General features: G+C 74.1%; 17 protein-coding genes. 10 read left to right on the forward strand and 7 right to left on the reverse strand.

Annotated elements, in window-relative coordinates:
• Positions 1–538: 538 nt before the first annotated feature.
• Entirely contained in the window at positions 539–1,861 is a 1,323-nt protein-coding gene (locus QC283_RS35290) for a cation:proton antiporter (protein WP_279565859.1), read from the forward strand.
• 204 nt (positions 1,862–2,065) lie between these two features.
• Complete coding sequence (locus QC283_RS35295; protein ID WP_279565860.1) at positions 2,066–2,509, forward strand: hypothetical protein; 444 nt, start codon at positions 2,066–2,068, stop codon at positions 2,507–2,509.
• Positions 2,510–2,594: 85 nt separating this feature from the next.
• Here the strand turns inward: QC283_RS35295 and QC283_RS35300 are convergent, their stop codons facing one another.
• Positions 2,595–3,791 carry a S1 family peptidase gene (locus tag QC283_RS35300; protein ID WP_279565861.1) on the reverse strand — a complete coding sequence of 399 codons (1,197 nt, stop codon included), beginning with the start codon at positions 3,789–3,791 and terminating at the stop codon, positions 2,595–2,597.
• 274 nt (positions 3,792–4,065) lie between these two features.
• Between QC283_RS35300 and QC283_RS35305 the strand changes: the two genes are divergently transcribed.
• The 3 genes from QC283_RS35305 to QC283_RS35315 all read left to right on the forward strand — a co-directional run bounded on the left by QC283_RS35305 (position 4,066) and on the right by QC283_RS35315 (position 7,139).
• The gene (locus QC283_RS35305) at positions 4,066–4,572 is read left to right on the forward strand and encodes an SRPBCC family protein (protein WP_279565862.1); all 507 of its coding nucleotides are present in this window, start codon (positions 4,066–4,068) and stop codon (positions 4,570–4,572) included.
• A complete protein-coding gene (locus QC283_RS35310; RefSeq protein ID WP_279565863.1) occupies positions 4,565–6,184 on the forward strand; it encodes a phytoene desaturase family protein in 1,620 nt (539 codons plus the stop codon). Before QC283_RS35305 ends, QC283_RS35310 begins: the two co-directional genes overlap by 8 nt.
• A gap of 73 nt (positions 6,185–6,257) precedes the next feature.
• Positions 6,258–7,139, forward strand: coding sequence for an SDR family oxidoreductase (locus QC283_RS35315; protein WP_279565864.1), 882 nt, complete (start codon positions 6,258–6,260; stop codon positions 7,137–7,139).
• A gap of 17 nt (positions 7,140–7,156) precedes the next feature.
• Here QC283_RS35315 and QC283_RS35320 read toward each other — a convergent pair whose 3' ends face one another.
• The 3 genes from QC283_RS35320 to QC283_RS35330 are packed head-to-tail and all read right to left on the reverse strand — an operon-like array spanning position 7,157 to position 10,790.
• The gene (locus tag QC283_RS35320; RefSeq protein ID WP_383528833.1) at positions 7,157–8,710 is read right to left on the reverse strand and encodes an FAD-dependent oxidoreductase; all 1,554 of its coding nucleotides are present in this window, start codon (positions 8,708–8,710) and stop codon (positions 7,157–7,159) included.
• Positions 8,707–9,531 (reverse strand): methyltransferase domain-containing protein, encoded by an 825-nt coding sequence (locus QC283_RS35325; RefSeq protein ID WP_279565866.1) that lies wholly within the window; start codon positions 9,529–9,531, stop codon positions 8,707–8,709. The genes QC283_RS35320 and QC283_RS35325 overlap by 4 nt, the downstream gene beginning before the upstream one ends.
• 56 nt (positions 9,532–9,587) lie before the next feature.
• Entirely contained in the window at positions 9,588–10,790 is a 1,203-nt protein-coding gene (locus QC283_RS35330) for a lycopene cyclase family protein (protein ID WP_279565867.1), read from the reverse strand.
• A 421-nt stretch (positions 10,791–11,211) separates the two neighbouring features.
• Between QC283_RS35330 and crtI the strand changes: the two genes are divergently transcribed.
• From crtI to QC283_RS35350, 4 genes are read left to right on the forward strand one after another with little or no spacing between them, the layout of a single operon-like run.
• Positions 11,212–12,729, forward strand: a complete 1,518-nt coding sequence (crtI, locus tag QC283_RS35335) for a phytoene desaturase family protein (RefSeq protein ID WP_279565868.1) — start codon at positions 11,212–11,214, stop codon at positions 12,727–12,729.
• Positions 12,726–13,739, forward strand: a complete 1,014-nt coding sequence (locus QC283_RS35340) for a phytoene/squalene synthase family protein (RefSeq protein WP_279565869.1) — start codon at positions 12,726–12,728, stop codon at positions 13,737–13,739. Before crtI ends, QC283_RS35340 begins: the two co-directional genes overlap by 4 nt.
• Positions 13,736–14,830, forward strand: coding sequence for a DUF5914 domain-containing protein (locus QC283_RS35345; protein WP_279565870.1), 1,095 nt, complete (start codon positions 13,736–13,738; stop codon positions 14,828–14,830). Before QC283_RS35340 ends, QC283_RS35345 begins: the two co-directional genes overlap by 4 nt.
• A 14-nt stretch (positions 14,831–14,844) precedes the next feature.
• Entirely contained in the window at positions 14,845–15,336 is a 492-nt protein-coding gene (locus tag QC283_RS35350) for an MSMEG_6728 family protein (protein ID WP_279565871.1), read from the forward strand.
• Positions 15,337–15,346: 10 nt separating this feature from the next.
• Here the strand turns inward: QC283_RS35350 and QC283_RS35355 are convergent, their stop codons facing one another.
• A complete protein-coding gene (locus QC283_RS35355; protein WP_279565872.1) occupies positions 15,347–16,108 on the reverse strand; it encodes a hypothetical protein in 762 nt (253 codons plus the stop codon).
• Positions 16,109–16,331: 223 nt separating this feature from the next.
• On the opposite strand from QC283_RS35355, the gene QC283_RS35360 reads away from it, so the two are divergent.
• Positions 16,332–17,273 (forward strand): DMT family transporter, encoded by a 942-nt coding sequence (locus QC283_RS35360; RefSeq protein WP_279565873.1) that lies wholly within the window; start codon positions 16,332–16,334, stop codon positions 17,271–17,273.
• Here QC283_RS35360 and proP read toward each other — a convergent pair.
• Both proP and QC283_RS35370 read right to left on the reverse strand, forming a co-directional pair.
• Positions 17,237–18,724: a glycine betaine/L-proline transporter ProP gene (gene proP, locus QC283_RS35365; RefSeq protein ID WP_279565912.1), complete on the reverse strand. Its 1,488-nt coding sequence runs from the start codon at positions 18,722–18,724 to the stop codon at positions 17,237–17,239. The genes QC283_RS35360 and proP overlap by 37 nt on opposite strands.
• Before the next feature lie 214 nt (positions 18,725–18,938).
• Positions 18,939–20,264, reverse strand: a complete 1,326-nt coding sequence (locus QC283_RS35370) for a lipase family protein (RefSeq protein WP_279565874.1) — start codon at positions 20,262–20,264, stop codon at positions 18,939–18,941.
• Positions 20,265–20,562 lie beyond the last annotated feature (298 nt).

Below are 20,562 nucleotides of genomic sequence, written 5' to 3' on the forward strand. Positions count from 1 at the left end.
GGAGCGGGGACCTTCCTCGCCGTACAGCGGTACTTCTCGGCCGCGGAGCGGCGCGCGTCCCTGGCCGATGATGGGTGTCGGCCACCGGAGACTATGGGTGTCGTCCCCGATATCCCCGCACCGGCCCGGCGTGTGACCCTGGAGTGACGCCGCGCCCCGGGGGCTTTTCGAGGGCCGGGGATCGTTGCAGGAAGCCCCATCTCGCCCGCTGCGCGGGCGTTGCCGCGTGGTCTGTTCCGGGTGTGCTGTCCGCACCCCGAGTGCCGAGGCGGCCGGTGGTCATCGTGGCGTAGTGCCGTGGACGCGGCCCGGTTCCGGGCTGCTGTCCGTCCGCGCGCTCCGCGGTCCGGTCCGGGCGCCCGCCCGTGCACTCCGCGGCCCCGCTCCGCGCTCCGGTCCGGGAGCGGTGTCATGGCACCGGCCGGTCGAAGGCGTCCGGTCGTACGACAGATGACGTGTCACAGACGAAGGAGAATGCGCATCCATCCCTGGCCAGTGAAGCCCACCCGACCCTCCGCGCGGTCGAAGGCGGTGACCCGTGGGACACGCTGACACCCTGCTCGCCATGGGCGGCGCCTTTCTGGCCGCCGCGTTCCTCGCCCGCCTCGGCGGCAGAATCGGACTTCCGACCATCCCCCTGTTCATGCTCGCCGGCATCCTGCTCGGCCCGCACACCCCCGGCTTCGTCCTGGTGGAGGACGCGCACGACTTCGAGATGCTCTCCGCGCTCGGACTGGTGCTGCTGCTCTTCTACCTGGGCCTGGAGTTCCACCTCGACGACCTGAAGGCCGGCGGCAAACGGCTGCTGACCGCGGGAGGCGTCTACCTGCTGCTCAACGTCGGCGCCGGGCTCGCCTTCGGGTTCGTCCTCGGCTGGGGCGTGCGGGAGGCACTGGTACTCGCCGGCGTGCTCGGCATCTCCTCCTCCGCGATCGTCACCAAGATCCTCATCGACCTGGGCCGGATCGGCCGCCCGGAGACCCGTCTGATCCTCGGTGTCATCGTCGTGGAGGACATCTTCCTCGCGCTGTATCTCGCCGCCCTCCAGCCGATCATCTCGGGCGCCCACGGCGCCTGGGACATCGCCCTGCAGGCCGGCAAGGCCTTCGGCTTCCTGCTGGTGCTGGCCGCCGCCGCCCGCTACGGCACCCGGCTCGTGGGCCGCCTGATCGCGACCCGGGACAACGAACTGCTCGTCATCAGCTTCCTCGGGGCCGCGGTGCTCGTCGCCGGTGTCTCCGAGGTCCTCGGCGTCGCCGACGCCATCGGTGCCTTCATGGTCGGGCTGATCCTCGCGGGCACCCCCTCCGGACCACGGATCCGCGAACTGGTGCACCCGCTGCGGGACGCCTTCGCGGCGATCTTCTTCTTCGCCTTCGGACTCGCCATCGACCCCGGCGACATCGCCTCCGTCGCCGGCCCGGTCGCCGCGGCGGCGGCCCTGACCGTCGTCATGAACGTCATCGCCGGGCTGTGCGTCGCCCGGGTCTACCGCTACGGCTCCGAGCAGGCCGCGGAGATCGCCACCACCCTGGTGGCCCGCGGGGAGTTCGCGCTGATCCTGGCCGCCATGGCCGCGGGCGCGGGACTAGACGGGAGGCTCGCTCCCTTCATCGCCGGATACGTCCTCGTCCTCGCCGTCCTCGGTCCCATCGTCGCGGGACAGGCGCACGTGCTCGGAGGTGCCCTGCGGGCCGCCGGGAAGCTGCTCCCCGGGGCGGGGAAGCCCGCCACGGCGCCGGCCGGCCGGCCCGACGGGGACGCGGTGGCGGGCGAACCGTCGGCCGCCACCGCGTCCCGGGCTTCGTCCTCGGCTGCGGCTTCGTCCTCGGCTTCGGAGCCCGCGGACGCCGAGCGGTAGGGCCGGGGAGGGGGCCCGACGGTACGGGAGCGGTCGCGGACGGCGGCCGGTACGTCCGGTACAGCCGGTACGGGAGGTCTTCGGTGAGCCCCGGTCAGGTCCCCGGCCGGTACGCCACTCGGTGCCCCGGTGGGACAATCTGCCCGCAGGGTCGGTGTCCGATGCCGTGGTCGGAACCGTCCGGGACCGGAAGGAGCCGTCAGCATGATCGAGTGGGTGCCCCTGGGCAGCGGAGCCAGGCCCGTCCCCCGGCCGGTCTCGGATCCCCTGGTGTGGGCGGGAGCCTTCGGCGGCGCCCTCGCCCTGGTGGCGCTCCTCAACGGCACCGTGGGCTCGGGCCGGCCGGGACTCGCGCTGGCCGTGCTCTCCCTGCTGGCGGCCCTGCTCGGGCTCTGTGCCCGCTTCACGGCCGCCCCCGGAACGGCCGTCCTGTGCTGGCTGTCCCTCAACGGCTTCGCCATCCCGCCGGCCGGCACGCTGACGTGGGCCGGCCGGCGGGACGCGGTCTGGCTGGGCTGTCTGCTCGGCGCGGCCCTCGTCGGCACGGCACTGGCCCGCCTGGTCCACGCGCGGGCCGCCTACCGCCGGCTGACCACGGCGACCGGCCCCGACGCACCGGAGCCGGGTGCCCGGCCGGGCGACTTCTGACCGGCGTCCGACCGGCCCACGCGTCCGGCGGTCAGCGGGGAGGGCCCCGCCGGGCACCCGGCGAAGCCCTCCCCGCCGCCCCGGGTCAGGCGGTGTGCAGCGTCAGCCCGTAGCGGTTCAGGATCTCGTTGAGGGGCTGGAACCAGGTCTCCCCGCCGCTGGAGCAGTTGCCCCAGCCGCCCGAGGTGACGCCCTGCGCCTGGTCACCGCTGATGAAGGAGCCGCCGGAGTCGCCGCCCTCGGCGCAGACGCTGGTCTTGGTCATCTGGTGCACCGCGCCCTGGCTGTAGTTGACCGTCTCGTTCTTGGCCAGGACGGTGCCGCAGTGCCAGTGGGTGGTGGAGCCGGAGCGGCAGATCGAGGCGCCGACGGGTGCCTCGTTCGAGCCGCGCACCAGCCGGTCGGGAATGGCGCCCCAGCCGAGCACGACCGGCACCGTCCACCAGCCGCTGCCCACGCTGACCCAGGCGTAGTCGTTGCCCGGGAACGACGAGCCCTGGAACGTTCCGATGTGCGAGCCGTCCCAGCCGCGGACCGCCCCTCCCGCACCGCCGCAGTGCCCCGCGGTGACGAACCCGCCGTGCACCGAGAAGCCGATGGAGCAGCGTACGTTGCCGGTGTAGTACGGGTCGCCGCCGACGGTGCCCGCCGCGAGGGTCCGCGGGGCCGACGGGACCGTACGCACCGTGACGGGGCCGGCCTCGCGGGCCAGGCCCACGAAACGCCGGACATCGTTGTCGTCGCGCTCGCCCTCCACCACGCTGACGACCACCGAGTTGGCGGCCGGGTCGACGTGCCAGCCGCTGACACCGGCGGGTGCGTCCAGGCGGTCGATGCGGGTCTTGGCCGCGTCGAGCTGACGTGCGCTGTGCTCGACGGCGCGGACGTGCGCGCCGGTCGCGCCGACGGCCCGGACCGTCGCGGGGGCGGCGTCCGAGGTGACGGCCACGGTGAGCCGCCCGCGATCGGCGTCGAACCAGGAGCCGCCGAAGGCGTCCTTGGCGGCCCGGCGGGCCGTGGGCGCCAGGTCGGTGGCGCGGCGCTCGGCCGCGAGCCGGTCCTCCGCCTCGGCCCGGGTGAGGCCGAAGTCGCGCTGCATGGCGTCCAGAAGACCGGCGGAGGCCGGTTCCTCGGAAGAAGTGGAAGAAGCGGCGGAAGTGGCGGAGGTGGCGGAGTCGATGGGGGAGTCGGCCGCCGAGGCCGGCAGCGTGCCGACGGCGGTCAGGCTGCCGAGCACGAGGAGGCCGGCCAGGCCGAGGTGCCTGATTCTGCTGCGTCTCACGGGAGTTGCCCTTCGTCGTTCCAACAAGGTGGGGTGGAACAGATGGGTGGAACAGCCGCGGTCTGAGAGCGCTCTCATCTGGGTTGGTCCGAGCTTAGCCAGAGCGCAAGGTCAGGTCCATGCCAATGCAGGACCTTTCGTCGGGCCGTTCCGGGGACCGCGCGCGACGCGCGCGGGGCGCGGAGAGACGGAAGAGCCGGTTGGCCGGTCGTGGACGGGGCACTCAGTGCTGCGTCCTTGCAGTAGTGACGGCTTCTGGACGTGGGAGGCACGCGTGGCGGTTCGGCATCGGTTGATCCAGGCGAGCCCGCAGGCGGTGTGGGACGTGCTCGCGGACGGCGACCAGTACGTGAAGTGGGTGGTGGGCCCGTCCGAGGTCACCCCCAAGGCCGGACAGTGGCCTCGGGTCGGCGCGACGATCGCCTACGAGGTGCGGGTCGGGCCGCTGCGGCTGAACAACGAGTCGGTGGTCAGACACTGCGTGGAGGGCTCCGTGCTGGAGCTGGAGGCGAAGGCGGGCAGGCTCGGCACGGCCCGGATCGCCATCGAACTGCGCCCCTGGGGCGAGCAGTGCCTGGTGCTCGTGGACGAACACCCGCTGCGCGGTCCCGGGGGCCTGCTGCACAACGCGGGCGTCGAGGCCCTCATCCAGGTGCGGCACCGCGCGATGCTCGCCCGGCTCGCCGAGCTGTGCGAGGCCGAGGCCGGTGACCAGTGCCGGCCCGACCCCGCGGAGCAGGCCGGGTCCGTGGAGTTCGGTTCGGAGGCCGGCCGTGCCTGACGCCGTCGTGATCGGGGCCGGCCCCAACGGGCTGGTCGCGGCGAACCTGCTGGTGGACGCCGGCTGGAGCGTGGAGGTACTGGAGGAGCAGCCCGAGCCGGGCGGCGCGGTGCGCCACGACAGCGAGGTCGCCCCCGGCTTCGTCAACGACCTGTTCAGTTCCTTCTATCCGCTCGCCGCCGCGTCCCCGGTCCTGGCCGGACTGCGGTTGGAGGACCACGGGCTGCGCTGGGGCCACGCCCCCCACGTACTCGCCCATCCCCTGACCGACGGCACGTGCGCGGTCCTCGACCGCGACGTCGGCACCACGGCCGCCTCCCTCGATGCCTTCGCGCCCGGGGACGGCGCCGCCTGGGACCGCCTGCACGAGGTGTGGGACCGCTACCGGGCCGACATCCTGGACGCCCTCTTCACGCCCTTCCCCCCGGTCCGGGCCGGCGCCCGGCTCGCGCTGCGGCTGCGCGGCGGCGGCGGGCTCCGGCTGGCGCGCACCCTGGTGCTGCCGGTGCGCCGCCTGGGAGAGGAGGAGTTCAGGGGAGAGGGCGGCAAACTGCTCCTGGCCGGCAACGCCCTGCACGCCGACCTCGCGCCCGAGGCGGCTGGCAGCGGTGGCTTCGGCTGGCTGATGTCGATGCTCGGGCAGACATACGGCTTTCCCGTGCCGGTCGGCGGCTCCGGTGCCCTCACCGCGGCCCTGGTCCACCGGTTGCGGGCCCGCGGCGGCACCCTGCGCTGCGGACAGCGCGTCGAGCACGTCCAGGTACGCGACCGGCGCGCGGTGGGCGTCCGCACGGCCGGCGGGGAGACGGTCGCCGCACGGCGGGCCGTCCTCGCGGACGTCTCCGTGCCCGCGCTCTACGGCGATCTCGTCGCCCCGGAGCACCTGCCGGACCAGGTCCTCGCCGATCTGCGGCGCTTCCAGTGGGACTTCGCCACCTTCAAGGTGGACTGGGCGCTGGACGGCCCCGTGCCCTGGCGGTGCGAGGACGCGGCCCGGGCCGGGACCGTGCATCTGGCCGACGGTCTCGACGAACTGACCCGGTTCGCCGCCCAGATCGCCATGCGGCAGGTCCCCGACCGTCCCTTCTCGCTCTTCGGCCAGATGACGACCACGGACCCGACCCGCTCACCGGGCGGCACCGAGTCCGCGTGGGCCTACACCCACGTCCCGCACGACATCCGGGCCGACGCGGGCGAGGAGGGCATCACCGGCAGCTGGGACACCAAGGAGCGGGAACTCATGGCCGACCGCGTCGAGCGCCAGGTGGAACGCTTCGCGCCCGGCTTCCGCGCGCTGATCCGGGCCCGCCGGGTGCTGGCCCCGCCGACGCTCCAGGCCATGAACGCCAACCTGGAGGGCGGCGCCATCAACGGCGGGACCGCCGCCATGCACCAGCAACTCGTCTTCAGGCCCGTGCCGGGTACCGGGCGGCCGGAGACCCCGGTGGCCGGCCTCTTCCTCGCCTCCGCGGGCACCCACCCGGGAGGCGGAGTGCACGGGGCGCCCGGGTCCAACGCCGCGCGTGCCGCCCTGCGTCAGCACCGGTTCGCCGGCCTCACGCGGGTGCAGCGCGCTCTCACCCGCCGCGACCGCGTGGGCGACAAACGCTGAGACACCGGCGTGTGACCGTCCAACCGCCCAGCTCCCCCGACCGCCCCCGTGTTCCCGAGGAAAGGGCCCAACGGTGACAGGCAGCCCCCTTCAGAACCGCACCGTCGTGGTGACCGGCGCCGCCCGCGGACTGGGCGCCGCCCTGGCCCTCGCGTGCGCCCGCCGGGGTGCCCGGCTCGCGCTGCTCGGCCACGAGAAGCCGCGACTGGACGCCGTGGCGCACCACCTGCCGGCCCCGGCGATCGCCGTCGAGGTCGACGTCACCGACCCCGCCGCGCTGGAGGAGGCGGCCACCGAGGTCCGCGGCCGTCTGGGGCCGCCGTCGGTCGTGGTGGCGAACGCCGGCATCGCGGAGGGCGGCCCGTTCGCCACCTCGGATCCCGCCAAGTGGCGGCGCGTCGTCGACGTGAACCTGACCGGCAGCGCCCACACGGCCCGGGCCTTCCTGCCGGACCTGCTCCGCACCGCGGGATACCACCTCCAGATCGCCTCGCTGGCCTCGCTCGGCGCCGCCCCCATGATGAGCGCGTACTGCGCCGCCAAGGCGGGCGTGGAGGCCTTCAACCACTCGCTGCGCGCCGAGGTGGCCCATCACGGGGTCGCCGTGGGCATCGCCTACCTCAACTGGATCGACACCGACATGATCCGCGACGCCGACCGGTACGCGGTCCTGCGCGAGCTGCGGGGGCACATGCCGCCTCCGGCCCGCCGCACCTACCCGGCGGACCATGTCGCCGCCCGGCTGGTCCGCGCCGTGGAGCGCCGTCGTACGGCCGTGTACGTGCCCGGCTGGCTGCGCCTGGCCCAGGTCGGGCGCAGCACCCTGCCGCCGATGGTCCTGCGGCTGTCCCGCCGCGAACTGCCCCGGCTGGAGGCCGAGGGCGCCATGGACCCGACCGGTCCGCTCGGCGCGGGCGGGCGGGCCGACCGCGCGGCCGAGGGGACGGGGGCGTAGCGCCACGAGGACCGTGGTCAGCGCGCCCCGAACCGTCGCGCCACGGCCCGCAGCAGTGCCGAACGTCCCTGGTCCGGCACCGTCCACAGCGTCTCCCCCCGTACGCCCCACCGCTCGAGCAGTGCGTTGGCCGCGAGGAACCCGGAGGTGGCGGCGCGTTCCATCAGGGCCACCGGCAGATCCGTACGGACCAGGTCCCCGGCGACCACGACGGACGGGTCGCACGTGCGGACCGTCGGACGGTCGCGGTAGCCGCCGACGGTGAACAGCGGGCAGTCCGCCCGCCACTCGTGCCGCGCACCGACGACACGGGCCTGACGGGTCTCCGGATACACCTGGTGCAACTGGTCGACGAGGCGCTTCTCCTCGACCTCCCGGACGGCCGTCGACGGCAGGGCGTAGGCGTGGAGTTCTACGACCGACCCGCCGGTGCGCGCCGCCCAGCGCGCCGCCTCGCCCTCCCAGTGGGACAGCACGCTGACGTTGTCCAGCGAGCCGTAGCCGCTGGTGCCGAGGAAGCCGGGCCGGCCGGACGCGACCGGACGGTCCAGCCACAGCCGGGAGACCAGGAACGGCGGAGCGTTCCGCAGCCGCGCCACCCGCTCACGCCACCCGGCGTCGCCCAGACCCGGTGAGCGGCCCACCACCTCCCGCAGGCCGCCGGTGTCCAGAGCGAGCACGACCGCGTCGTACGGCCGGGCACCGGCGGCGTCGACCACCAGGTGACCGCCGGACGGACCGGGCCGGACGGCCTCGACGGACGTGCTCGTCCGCACCTCGGCCCCGTGCCGTCCCAGATGACCCGCGAGCGGATCCCACAGCGCCTGCGGGAACGGCTCACCGGGGACGTCGAACAGCAGTCCCTCGCTGGAGCCGAGGAAGTAGATGTGGAACATCAGCGCCATCTCCGCGGCCGACAGCTCCCGCGGGTCGGCGAAGAAGCTGCGTGAAAACACCTCGAAGGCCAGATGCCGTGCGGCCGCGGGGAAGCCCATGGCGTCGAGGAAGTCGTGGGCGCTGACGTCGTCCAGCCGCTCATGGACACGGCGCGTACGGATGTCCAGGAGCGGCAGGGCCGCGGCGGGCCGCAGGGCCGGCAGGTCGCGCGGCCCGAAGCTGGGACTCAGGGCGACGAAACCGAGGGCGCTGAACGGGGGAGTGCGCGGCACCCGGCGGAAACCGTCGCGCAGCCCGCTGCTGTGCCGCAGCGGATAGTCCGGCAGGCCGGTCAGCATCCCCAGGTCGGGATCGGACCGGCGCAGCAGGCTCCGCAGGTTGTAGTACTGGCGGAAGAAGGCGTGGAAGCCGCGGCTCATCGTGGCGGACGTGCCGTCGGGCAGGCCGACCGGCCAGCCGGACACCCGGCCGCCGAGCACGGGTTCGCGCTCGTGCAGCACGACGCGGACTCCCCGCTCCGCCAGAACGGTCGCCGCCGCCAGCCCCGCGATGCCGCCTCCGACCACCGCCACGGACGGCGGATCACCGGTCACGCGCTCCCGTCCCGCCCGGGGAACGACGGCCCGCGCCCGCCGGTCCCGCCCCGGCAGCCCCGTCCTGCCCCGCCGTCTCACCGGGCACCGCCTTCCCCCAGGCCACCCGACCGCGCCCGTCCCGACCGCGCGACGTCCGCCTCTGCCCCGCCTGCCTCTGCCCCGCCTGCCTCTGCCCCGTCCGGCTTCGCGTCGGCGCGGCGGCCGACGAAGGTGTGGGTGATGCCCGTCTGCCAGCCCGGCAGCGGCAGGACCCGGATCCTCTCGAACCCGGCCCGGCCCAGCCTCGCCCCGAACGCCGGCGCCGTGTCGAACGCCGAGACGCTGCGCCACAGATGCCGGTACAGGTCTCGGTCGCCCGTGGCCGTGCCCAGCGGCAGGATGACGCCCCGGCACACCGCGTCCCACACCAGTCGGTCCACACGCCGCCCGCCGAGCGCGTACTCGTGCACCGCCAGCCTGCCACCGGGAGTCAGCAGCCCGTGCACCGTGCGCAGGACGGCGTCGGGGTCGGTCAGGTTCCGGAACAGGTAGCCGGCGAGGACCGCGTCGAAGGGTCCGCCCACCTCGGCCCGGTGCAGTTCCTCCGCCGGGGCGTGCACGAAACTCACCCGCGACGGCCACCGCTTGGCCCGGGCCCGCTCCAGCATGCCCGCCGAGGCGTCCACCCCGACGATCTCCGCGGCGGGGAAGGCCGCGGCCAGCGCCGCCGTCGACGCTCCCGTGCCGCAGCCCAGGTCCAGTACCCGGCGCCCGGCACCGCCGTCCGTGAGGCCGAGCCGGCGGGCGGAGCGGCGCAACTGGGCGTGGTATCCCGGGTTGAGCGCGACCAGGCGGTCGTAGCGGCCGGCGCCGTGGTCGAAGGCGGCGGTCAGCGCGGAGTCGCGCAGCAAGGGCGGCATCGGGGCTCCCTGAGGACGGGTGGTTCTCGGACGGGTGGCTCTGGGGCGGGTGCTGCTCAACGGGCGGGGATGTCCCGGCGCGGCAGCCACGGCAGCTCCGCCGCCGTACGCAGCATCGGCAGGACGGGGGTGCGTACTCCGACCGCTAGGTCCTCGTACAGCCGGGACCGCCCGTCGAGGAAGCGCAGCAGCCGCCCGGCGGGTACGCGGTCGAACAGCCGGAAGAAGAGGTCGGGGCCGTCCACCCGGCCGGCGTCCAGCGCGCGCAGCAGCACCGCGTCCATCAGCCGGGCCCGCGCCGGGTGCGGAGGCGGCGGCACCGGGCGGCGGCCGTCGCGCACGGCGCGGGCGATGGCGTCGGACTGCCGCTGCACTGCGGCGAACGTGTACCCGGTGGAGGCACGCGTCGCCCCGCCCGCGACCCCGATACGGAAGACGGCCCCGGAGCCCTCGGCCCGCCGCTCGAACACGGCGTCGGTCATCGGGATCACCCCCTGCTCCGTCGACAGGACCTCCGTGGCGCCGGTGCGCAGGACGCGGCGCGTGTAGTCCTCCAGCGCGCTGTCGTACGCGTCGGAGGTCAGCGGCGCCGGTCCGAACTCGGTGTACTCGACCAGCGCGGTGTGCCGCCCGGTCGGGAGGACGTAGCCGAAGGACAGGCCACGCGCCGGCTGCCCGGTGCGGAAGTCCATCAGGTCGACCACCCCCGGATCGAAGACCGGCCGTTCGGTGCGGACGAACCAGCCGCGGAAGTGCTGGAGGAGGCGGGTGCGGGCCGGCGGCAGGCGGTCCGGTGGGCGGGAGTCGAAGACCCAGCGGGCGCGCAGGCCGAGGTGGGCTCCGCTCGCGTCCGTGACCGGCACGCATGCGGACCCGTCCGGCAGGGTGGTGACCGTTCCGGCGGTCGCCTCCAGACGCCGCAGCCCCGGCCGGTCCTTCAGGTCGCGGTCCACCAGCGCCTCGAAGTCGTCCGAGCGGATCATCTTGTACCGCGCGGGGGCGATGTGCCGCAGGACGACCGCCCCGTCCCGGCCGCGCACCCGCAGCCACTCCCACGACGCCGTCGTCGCCGCGTCGAAGCGGCCGGGGTCCGACTCCCAGAAGCACCAGGTGCGGCGCGGGGCCCGCAGCGGACCGGGCGGCGGATCGACCAGGACCACGGAGGGTGCCGCGGCACGCGGAGTTCCCACCGGGAGCCTGTGCACCAGGGAGAGACCCGCCGCGCCGGCACCCACGACGACGATGTCCGCGTCGACCACGGTGCACCTCCCTTCCGCCTGTCCGAGGTCCGAGGTCCGAAGTCCCCCGCCTGTCCGGCTTTCGGCTTTCGGCGGAGTATTCCGGTCCCCCGCCGTCCGTGGATGCACGGCGCGCTGGACGCACCGAGGGCGGGTACCCGCCGAGCGGGTGACTACCGGGCGTGAACGGGCCGGCGCGGCATCGCGCCGTAAGCGACGGGGGAAGGCATGACGCCGAGTCACCCCACCTGCCTGTGGCCGTGGCCGGACCCGGACGGTGCATCCGCAGAGTGCCGCCCGGCGGAAGTAGCGGCAACAGCCGAGGTGCCCGACACGGCTCACCGCCGCAGCCGACGACGAGAGGACCCGGGATGCGCTCCAGCACATCCGACGAGAGCAGGGACCAGCCGCGTCACCGGTCGCCCGTGTGCAAGGGCCCGCGATGACACGGACCGTGACCGGCCGCACCGACCACGTCGTGGTCGTCGGGGCGGGGCTCGCGGGCCTGTCCGCCGCCCTGCACCTCCTGGGCTCCGGACGGCGGGTGACGATCGTGGAACGCGACCCGCTGCCCGGCGGCCGTGCCGGACGGCGCGCACTCGGCGGCTACCGGCTCGACACGGGCCCGACCGTCCTGACGATGCCCCATCTGGCCGACGAGGCTTTCGCCGCCGTCGGCGACCGGCTGGCCGACCGCGTCGAACTCCTGCCCCTGCACCCCGCCTACCGGGCGTGCTTCGCCGACGGCGGCACCCTGGACGTCCACACCGACGCCCTAGCCATGGAGGCCGAGGTCGAACGGTTCGCCGGGGCCCGGGAGGCGGCCGGCTACCGGCGGCTGCGCACCTGGCTGCGGCAGCTCCACGACGTGCAGATGCGCCGGTTCATCGACGCCAACTTCGACTCACCGCTCGACCTGCTCACCCCCGACCTGGCCCGGCTCGCCGCCCTCGGCGGCTTCGGACGGCTGGACGCGCGCATCGGACGGTTCCTGACGGACGAGCGGCTCAAGCGCGTCTTCTCCTTCCAGGCCCTGTACGCCGGTGTCGCACCGGCCCGGGCGCTGGCCGCCTACGCCGTCATCGCCTACATGGACACCGTGGCCGGCGTGTACTTCCCGCGCGGCGGCATGCACGCGCTGCCCCGCGCCATGGCCGCCGCCGCCTCGGGAGCCGGGGCCGACCTGCGCCTCGGCCGGGACGTCACCCGTCTGGAACGCTCCGGCAACCGCGTCACCGCCGTCGTCACCGCCCACGAGCGCATCCCGTGCGACGCCGTCGTCCTCACCCCCGACCTGCCCGTCGTCCACCGGCTGCTGGGCCGCCGCCCGCGCCGCCCGGTCGGGCTGCGGCACGCGCCCTCCGCCGTCGTCCTGCACGCCGGCACCACCCGCACCTGGCCGCACCTCGCCCACCACACGCTCTCCTTCGGCGCCGCGTGGCACCGGACCTTCGACGAACTGACCAGGACCGGCACCCTCATGACCGACCCGTCGCTGCTGATCACCCGGCCCACCGCCGGCGACCCCTCCCTGGCTCCCGAGGGCCGCCACCTCCACTACGTCCTCGCGCCCTGCCCCAACACCGACATCGGACCGGGCGCCCGGGACTGGACCGACCTCGCTCCCCGCTACCGCGACCGCCTGCTCACCACCCTGGAACGCCGGGGACTGACCGGCATCGCCGCCGCCATCGAGGAGGAGTGCCTGGTGACGCCCGCCGACTGGACCACCCAGGGGCATGCCGCGGGCACGCCCTTCTCCGTCGCCCACACCTTCGCCCAGACGGGGCCCTTCCGTCCCCGCAACCTGGTGCGCGGCACGGACAACGCGGTCCTCGCGGGCTGCGGGACGACCCCGGGCGTCGGCGTGCCGACCGTACTGATCTCCGGGAAGCTGGCCGCCGCCCGCATCACCGGAACACCGGCGCGCGCCACGGCGGCGAGGGGCGGGCGCCGATGACCCACCGCGAACTGGACGCCGCGGGCATCACCGACCCGGCCCTGCGCGCCGCCTACGACCGGTGCCGGCTCCTCAACGCCCGTCACGGACGCACCTACTTCCTGGCGACCCGCCTGCTGCCCGCCGACCGCAGGCCGGCCGTGCACGCCCTGTACGGGTTCGCACGGTGGGCGGACGACATCGTCGACGACATGGGCACGGACGCGACCGCCGCCGAACGGGCGGCCACCCTGGCCCGCCTCGAAGAGCGGCTGCGGCAGGCGCTGACCGGTGCCCGGCCCACCGGGGAACCCGTCGTACTCGCCCTGGCGGACACCGCCGCCCGGTACGCCATCGACCCGGCGTACTTCACCGACTTCATGGCCTCGATGCGCAGCGACCTCACGGTCACCGACTACGCCACCTACGACGACCTGCGCGCCTACATGCACGGCTCGGCCGCCGTCATCGGCCTCCAGATGCTGCCCGTGCTCGGCACCGTGACCGCCCGCGCCCGGGCCGCGCCGCACGCCGCCGCGCTGGGCGTCGCCTTCCAGCTGACCAACTTCCTGCGCGACGTGGGCGAGGACCTGGACCGGGGCCGGATCTACCTCCCGGCGGACCTGCTGGCCGCGCACGGCGTCCAGCGGGACCTGCTGCTGTGGAGCAGGCGCACCGGCCGCCACGATCCCCGCATCACCGCCGCGCTGCGGGCCGCCGAGGCCCTCACCCGCGCCGTCTACCGCGAGGCCGCGCCCGGACTGGCCATGCTGGACCCGGTCGCGCGACCGTGCATCCGTACCGCGTACGTCCTCTACCGGACCATCCTCGACGCCATCGCGGCCGACGGGTACGCGGTACTGCACCGGCGCGCGGTGGTGCGCCGCCGCCGGCGTGCGGTCGTCGCGGCCGACGGACTGGCGAGGGTGCTGGCCGCCCGGCTGAAGGCGCGTGGCTCCACCGCGCACCGGACCCCGCCCGTGCCGAGCCCGGCCGACGTCTGCTCCCGCTCAGCGAAGGAGGCCGGATGAGTACGGCCCCCCGCCCCCGCCGGGGCCGCTTCCCCCTGCGGCTGCGCCGCCGCCCCGTCCCCTGGCAGCGGCAGCGGCCCACCTGGCGCGAGGCCCGGCCCGCCGTCATCGCCGGTGCCCTCGAGCGCGCCCTGGCACGCCCCTCGGGCAACTGGTACGTCCTCGGCGCGAGCACCGACGTACGGCCCGACCGCCCACTGTCGGGCACGATCACGGGCGTCGAGGTCGTCGTCTGGCGGGACGCGCGCGGGCGCCTGGTGGGCGGCCCCGGCGCATGCCCCCACCTCGGCGCCCCGCTGGCCGACAGCCCGGTACGGTGCGGGACACTCGTGTGCCACTGGCACGGACTCGCCCTGGACGGCGCCCCGTTCGCCGGGTGGGAGCCCTGGCCGGTCCACGACGACGGCGTACTGGTGTGGGTGCGGCTGGACGCGGCGGGGGAGGAGCCACCGACCCCGGCGCCCGTCGTACCCGCCAGGCCACCGCGGGCGACGGCCCTGACGTCCGTCTGGCGCGGAGTCGGGGTCTGCGAACCCGAGGACGTCGTCGCCAACCGGCTCGACCCGTGGCACGGCGCCTGGTTCCACCCGTACTCCTTCGTGGACCTCACCGTCGTCGAAACACCAGGCGGAACATCAGGCGAGAGGCCCGGCGAGAGGCCCGGCGAGACGCCCGGCGAGACGCCCGGCGAGGCGCACGCCGGGACGCCGTACGCGGGCGAGGACGACGACCGTTTCGTCGTGGACGTGTCCTTCCGGCTCACCGGCCGGCTCGTCGTGCCCGTACGGGCCGAGTTCACCGCGCCGGAGCCCCGCACCGTCGTCATGCGCATCACCGACGGCGAGGGCACCGGGTCCGTCGTGGAGAGCCACGCCACGCCGCTGGGCCCGGGCGGGAGCGGCCGGCCGCGCACCGCGGTCGTCGAGGCGGTGCTGGCCACCTCGGACCGGCCGGGCTTCCCCGTGGCTCGCCGCCTGGCACCGGCCCTGCGGCCGCTGATGCGCGCCGCCGCGGGCCGTCTGTGGCGCGACGACCTCGCCTACGCCGAACGCCGCAGGCACCTGCGCGACCTCGGCCGGTTCCCCGGCTGACCGGAGAGGACAGCATGCAGACCTTCCTGCCCCATCCCGGCTTCCGGGAGTCGGCACTGACCCTGGACCGCCGTCGGCTGGGCAAACAGCGGGTCGAGGCGCTCCAGGTGCTGCGCGGCCTGACCGTGCCCGGTTACGGCTGGCGCCGGCATCCGGCGGTGCGGATGTGGGCGGGCTACGAGGAGGCACTCGTCCGGTACGGCCTGGAGGTCTGCCGGGTCTGGCGCGAGCGGGGCCACCAGGACAGCTGCGCCGCGTCACTCGTCTCCGGACTCGCCGTGTGCCGTCCGGGCGAGCCGGTGCGGGACCAGCCGGAGCTGGCGCACGCCGAGGAGCTGCCGCCCTGGCTCGGGGACGACGCCTTCCACCGCAGCCACCGGTCGGCGCTGGTGCGCAAGGAACCGGAGGTGTACGCCGAGCTGTTTCCCGGGGTCCCGGACGACCTGCCCTACGTGTGGCCGGCCTCGGACCGTGAGAGCGGGGAGGCGGGAAGCGGCACCTCCTAGTCCGGGCCGGTCAGGCCCGCTGCTCGCCCGCGAGTTCCTTCAGGTCGACCGTCTGGTCGGACGGCGGCTGTTCGGCCCTCACCGGCTCGCCGTACTCGCTGAACGTGACGCTGCCGGGGTTCTTGCCGCCCTCGGACGTGGACTTCAGGATGTACGGCTCGCCCTCCGTGGCGACGTACAGGGTGAGTGTCTCGCCGCCCGCGGCCTCCTTGGTCAGCTTCAGGGCGTCCTCACCGTTCACCTCCGTCGTGGAGCCGCGCTTCATGCCCTGGCGCTCGGACTTGTCCTCGTCCATGGCGGCGATGAAGCCCTGCTTGTCGCAGACACCGGCGGTCGTGGCGTCGTTCGCCGGCATCTTCACCCACTTGTCCTGCAGCTTCGGTGCCATCTCCCGCGCCGCGCCGGGCTGCTGCTTCAGGGCGCTGCGCCAGTACTGTTCGTCGCCGCGGAGGTAGAGGTTCGCGTCGGTGTGCCGCACGTCCGCCTCGGCCTCGCCGGTGCCGATGGTGCCCTGGCAGTTCTTCTCCTGGTCGACCGAGACGTCGATGGTGACGGTGCCGCCGTCCTCCAGACGTGTGTCGCCCTTCACGTGCATGGACTTCGCCTGCCGGGTGGCCTCGACTGCCTTCGCGGCGATGTCGTCGGCGCTCTGCCCCTCGAACGGCTTGCCGTCGTCGCCGGAGCCGGCACCGGAATCGCCGCCGCAGCCGGCCAGTAAAGCGACCGAGACGCTCGCGGCCGCCACAGCGGTTGCCACTTTGCTGGTGCGCACTGGAAGTCCTTTCCCATAGAGGTCCATTACCGTCGGATCCGTCAAATCCCTTGGTTTCCCGATGTGTTGGCACCGGGACGTTCCGACTACCCGGATTCCCCCGGCATGCACGTGATGGAGAAGCCGTGACGTCCGTGTGAGGGCCGTCGTCCCCGATTGGTCCCCGACGGCGCCTGCGAAGTGGACCCCGTGACGGGCCGCCGTGCTTTCTAGTGTCGTGGGCATGAACGCCACCACCACGCGCGGGGCCTTGCTCGCCGCGCTCGCCTGTGTCCTTGTCGGAGGCTCCTTCACCGCCAACAGCCTGCTCGGCGACTACCCGTACGCGGGTGGCCAGTTCCTGCGCTACGGGCTGGCCTTCCTGTTGCTCATCCCGCTCGCCGGCCCCGGCGCGACGACCCGCCTGCGCGCGCTCGGTGCCGCCCGGTGGATGCGCCTCGCGGTCCTCGCGGCCGTCGGCATGGTCGGCTTCAACCTGGCCGTCCTCGCCGCGGAACGCACCGCGGAACCGGCGGTCCCCGGCGTCTTCGTGGGCTGCGCTCCCGTGGTCGTCGCCGTCCTCGTACCCCTCCTGGAGGGGCGCCGGCCGCAACGCGTCGTGCTGTACGGGTCGTTGTTCGTGGCCGTCGGTGCCTTCACGGTCCAGGGCTGGGGGCGCACCGACGGCGCGGGTATCGCCTTCTCCGTGTGCGCCCTGATCGGCGAGGTCGGTTTCGCCGTCCTCGCCGTGCCCGTACTGCGCCCCCTGGGGCCCTGGCTGCTGTCCACGGTGGTCTGCGGGATCGCGGCGGCCCAGTCGGCGCTGATCGGCCTGCTGGTCGACGGCGACGGGTGGCTGCCGCGGCCGGACGCGGTCGAGACCGGCGCGCTGCTGTGGCAGGCGGTGGTGGTCACCGTCATCGGGTTCGTGTGCTGGTACATGGGCATGCAGCGGATCGGGGCCGAGCGCGCCACCCTGTTCTCCGGACTGATCCCGGTCGCCGCCGCCTGCACGGCCCCGCTCGTCGGCGCCGGCTCCTACGGCGCCGCGCAGGCCGTGGGCAGCGCCCTGGTCTGCGCCGGGGTCGCCGTGGGGTCGGGCGCCGCGTCGGTGTGGTTCGCGCGCCGGGGCCGTGTCCCCGGGACGCGTCAGCGGGTCCCGGAGCGATCCTTGGAGAAGCTGTAGAGGTCCTTCGAGGTGGTGATGAGCTCCGCCTGCTCCTGCCGGGAGCCGACCATGGGCTGCGAACCGTTCAGCGGCACCTGGGCGCTCTCCGGCAGGAACCGCACGGTCACCAGACCGATGACCCCGGCCACCATCAGGTAGTAGGCGGGCATCATGTCGTCGCCGGTGACGCTCACCAGCGCCTCGGTGAGCAGCGGCGTGGTGCCGCCGAAGGCCGCGACGGCGAAGTTGAAGCCGATGCCCATGGCCGCGTAGCGCACCGCGGTCGGGAACAGCGCGGGCAAGGTGGCGGCGCTCGGCGCGGCGAAGCAGGCCAGCAGGGTGGCGAGGAGCAGCACCCCGGCGACCGGCGCCCAGGTGCCGTCCGCCTTCAGCAGCAGGAAGGCCGGCACGGCGAGGACGATCATCGCGATGGCGCCGACCGCGTACAGCGGGCGGCGCCCGACGTGGTCGCTCAGCCGCCCGAGGAAGGTGATCAGCAGCACGATCCACACCATGCCGATCAGCACCAGCACGTCGGCGAAGCCGCTGGAGCGGCCGAGGGTCTCCGTCTGGTAGGTGGGCAGATAGCCGGTGACCATGTAGTTGGTGACGTTGTAGAGCAGCACCAGGCCCATGCAGATCAGCAGTGGACGCCAGTGCTTTCGGATGATGGTCTTGAACTCGCTGCCCACCGACTCCTGGGCGAGGCTCTTCTCGTGCTCGTCGAGCTGCTGCTGGAAGGCCGGGGACTCCTCCAGCTTGAGCCGCATGTACAGGCCGATGAGGCCCAGCGGGCCGGCGATCAGGAACGGCACGCGCCAGCCCCAGTCGAGCATCTGGCCGTCGGTCAGCGCCAGGTTCAGCACGGTGACCAGCGCCGAGCCGAGCGCGTAGCCGACGAAGGTGCCGAAGTCGAGCCAACTGGAGAGGAACCCGCGCCGCCGGTCGGGTGAGTACTCGGCGACGAAGGTGGTGGCGCCGCCGTACTCGCCGCCGGTGGAGAAGCCCTGGAGCATGCGGGCGAGCAGCAGCAGGATCGGGGCGGCGATGCCGATGCTGGCGTAGCTCGGGATGAGGCCGATGGAGAAGGTGCCGACCGCCATCAGGATCATCGTGGTGGCGAGCACCTTCTGCCGGCCGACGCGGTCCCCGAGCGGGCCGAAGACGAGGCCGCCGAGCGGGCGTACGACGAAGGCCGCGGCGAAGGTGGCGAAGGAGGAGATGACCTGGGCGGTCGGCGAGGCACCGGGGAAGAACACCTTGCCGATGGTGGCGGCCAGGTAGCTGTAGACGCCGAAGTCGAACCACTCCATGCAGTTGCCGAGCGCCGAGGCCCCGACCGCGCGCTTGAGCAGCGGTCCCTCGACGATCTGGACGTCGTCCTCGCCGAAGGCGCGCTTGTTGCGGCGGAGCCTGCGGGTCAGTTCCTCGCGCACCTGTCGCGGCAGGTGCGCGACCGTACTCGGCATCTTCACCCGGCTCAGGGGCCCGGACCCGCCGTCAGGCTTCGCGTTCACCGCGCTGCCGCCTTTCTGTCGCCCGCACCACGCTTCCCCTGAGTGAATTCTGTGCCGCAATGATCGTCCGGCGCATGCCGGAGCCGCTGCCCGGGGCCACGCGGGTGACACACGGGAGCCCTCGGCGGACGTCCGCCGAGGGCCCCGCGCCCGTGTCCGGTACGGCTCAGGGCTGTGCGGGCATGCTCCAGCAGTTGGAGCCGGCCGGCTTCCCGGAGAGGCGGTCGGTCAGCCAGGAGATGGCCTTGCCCTGGTCGGCGAGGAGCGGGGCGAAGTGGTTGAGCAGGCCGCTGCCGACGCCCGGCAGGACGACCGGGTCGTAGGTGACCTCCGCTCCCTTGCGGCACCAGTCCACGGCCAGCCGGCGGGACTGCTCGTGGGGGACCAGGTCGTCGCTGACACCCGTGGCCACGCGGACCGGGCTGCCGGGCTCGAGCTTGCCGATGCGCTGCTCTTCGAGGAAGGCCCGCAGCGTCGGCTCGGCCCCGATGACGTCACTGATCGACTGCCCGGTCTTCGTCCACTCGGTGCTGCTGTCGCCTCCGTACCCGAAGAGCGCGTCCCCGACGCACATGGTCGACAGGTCCTTCAGCGCCTCCTCACCGGCCGTGCTGATGTACCGCTCGGCGATGGGCCGCAGCGACGGCTCGGTCTGCAGGAAGCCGTTGAGCGACCAGCCCAGCGCGCCCGCCAGGTCGCCGCCGTCGATCGCCTCGGTTACCTCGGTCAGGTCGGCGGGCGGGGCGCCGGAGTAGGTGCCCGCCAGCTCGACGTCCGGGGCGTAGGACGGCTGGAGTTCGGCCGCGGCGGCCGTCGCCCCGCCGCCCTGGCTGTACCCGAAGAGGCCGACCCGGGAGTCCGGGGTGACCGACGCCGAGTCGAGCAAGCGGGCGGCGCGTACGGCGTCCAGTACGGCGTGGGCTCCGTCGACCCGGTTGACGTAGGTGTGCAGCCGGTCGGTGGTGCCGAGGCCCACGTAGTCGGTGACGACGACCGCGACGCCGCGCAGCAGCAGCCGGTAGACCGACAGGTCCTCGTATCCCACCGACACCGTCTCGCCGTTGAGCGTCAGCGGATGCTCCAGGGCCATCGAGGCGGCGCACTGGTCGCCCTGGCCCATGGTGCCGGGTGCGAGGGCGACCAGGGGCCGCGGCCCGTCGCCGCGCCATTTCGCGGTCGGCTCGATGTAGGCGCCGGTCACGGCCACCGGTTCGCCGCCTGCGTCGGTGGACTTGTACATCAGCCGGGTCGCGCGCCCCGGAAGGGGGCCGCCGAGACTGGGCAGGCTCAGCGCGAGACGCAGGGGTTCGCTGCGGATCAGCGCGCCGTCGGCGCCGGGCAGCGTCGCCGGCGGAGTGTAGAAGGCGGGTATCTCGACACCGCGGGAGACCTCCGTGGCCGAACCGGTGGCCGCGGCGGCCGGGACGGCCTGCGCGCCGAGGGCGAGCGCGACCGTGACGGCCGCGGCGAGCGTGCGTGGGCGTGAGGGCATGGCGAACCTCCTGGGGAACCGCGGCCCGGTGGGGTCAGGGCCGTGGTCGCGCTGCTCCTGTGGGGTCACGGGACCGTAACCGGACAGGGGTTACCGTGGGTAGCGCCATGCTTGTTACGGTTCAGTAACTTGACGCGCTGTCTAACAAGGATCACGCGGGAGAACCAGGCGGCTTCCGACGCGACACCGGTGACCGGCAGAGCCTGCCGCTCCGTCAGGGGACGGGTCAGACGCCCCGGCCGGCCGGGGTGCCCGCGCCATGCCCGGCCTCCCGCGCAGCCCGTGGGCCTGCGCGACG

This window comes from Streptomyces sp. DH41, from assembly GCF_029813785.1.
In the GTDB taxonomy this organism is placed as follows: domain Bacteria; phylum Actinomycetota; class Actinomycetes; order Streptomycetales; family Streptomycetaceae; genus Streptomyces.

Coding starts and splice junctions, on each gene's coding strand:
- QC283_RS35295 (WP_279565860.1), top strand. CDS start 2,066: ATGATCGAGTGGGTGCCCCTGGGCAGCGGAGCCAGGCCCGTCCCCCGG.
- QC283_RS35325 (WP_279565866.1), bottom strand. CDS start 9,531: ATGCCGCCCTTGCTGCGCGACTCCGCGCTGACCGCCGCCTTCGACCAC.
- crtI (WP_279565868.1), top strand. CDS start 11,212: ATGACACGGACCGTGACCGGCCGCACCGACCACGTCGTGGTCGTCGGG.
- QC283_RS35340 (WP_279565869.1), top strand. CDS start 12,726: ATGACCCACCGCGAACTGGACGCCGCGGGCATCACCGACCCGGCCCTG.
- QC283_RS35345 (WP_279565870.1), top strand. CDS start 13,736: ATGAGTACGGCCCCCCGCCCCCGCCGGGGCCGCTTCCCCCTGCGGCTG.
- QC283_RS35350 (WP_279565871.1), top strand. CDS start 14,845: ATGCAGACCTTCCTGCCCCATCCCGGCTTCCGGGAGTCGGCACTGACC.
- QC283_RS35360 (WP_279565873.1), top strand. CDS start 16,332: ATGAACGCCACCACCACGCGCGGGGCCTTGCTCGCCGCGCTCGCCTGT.
- proP (WP_279565912.1), bottom strand. CDS start 18,724: ATGCCGAGTACGGTCGCGCACCTGCCGCGACAGGTGCGCGAGGAACTG.
- QC283_RS35370 (WP_279565874.1), bottom strand. CDS start 20,264: ATGCCCTCACGCCCACGCACGCTCGCCGCGGCCGTCACGGTCGCGCTC.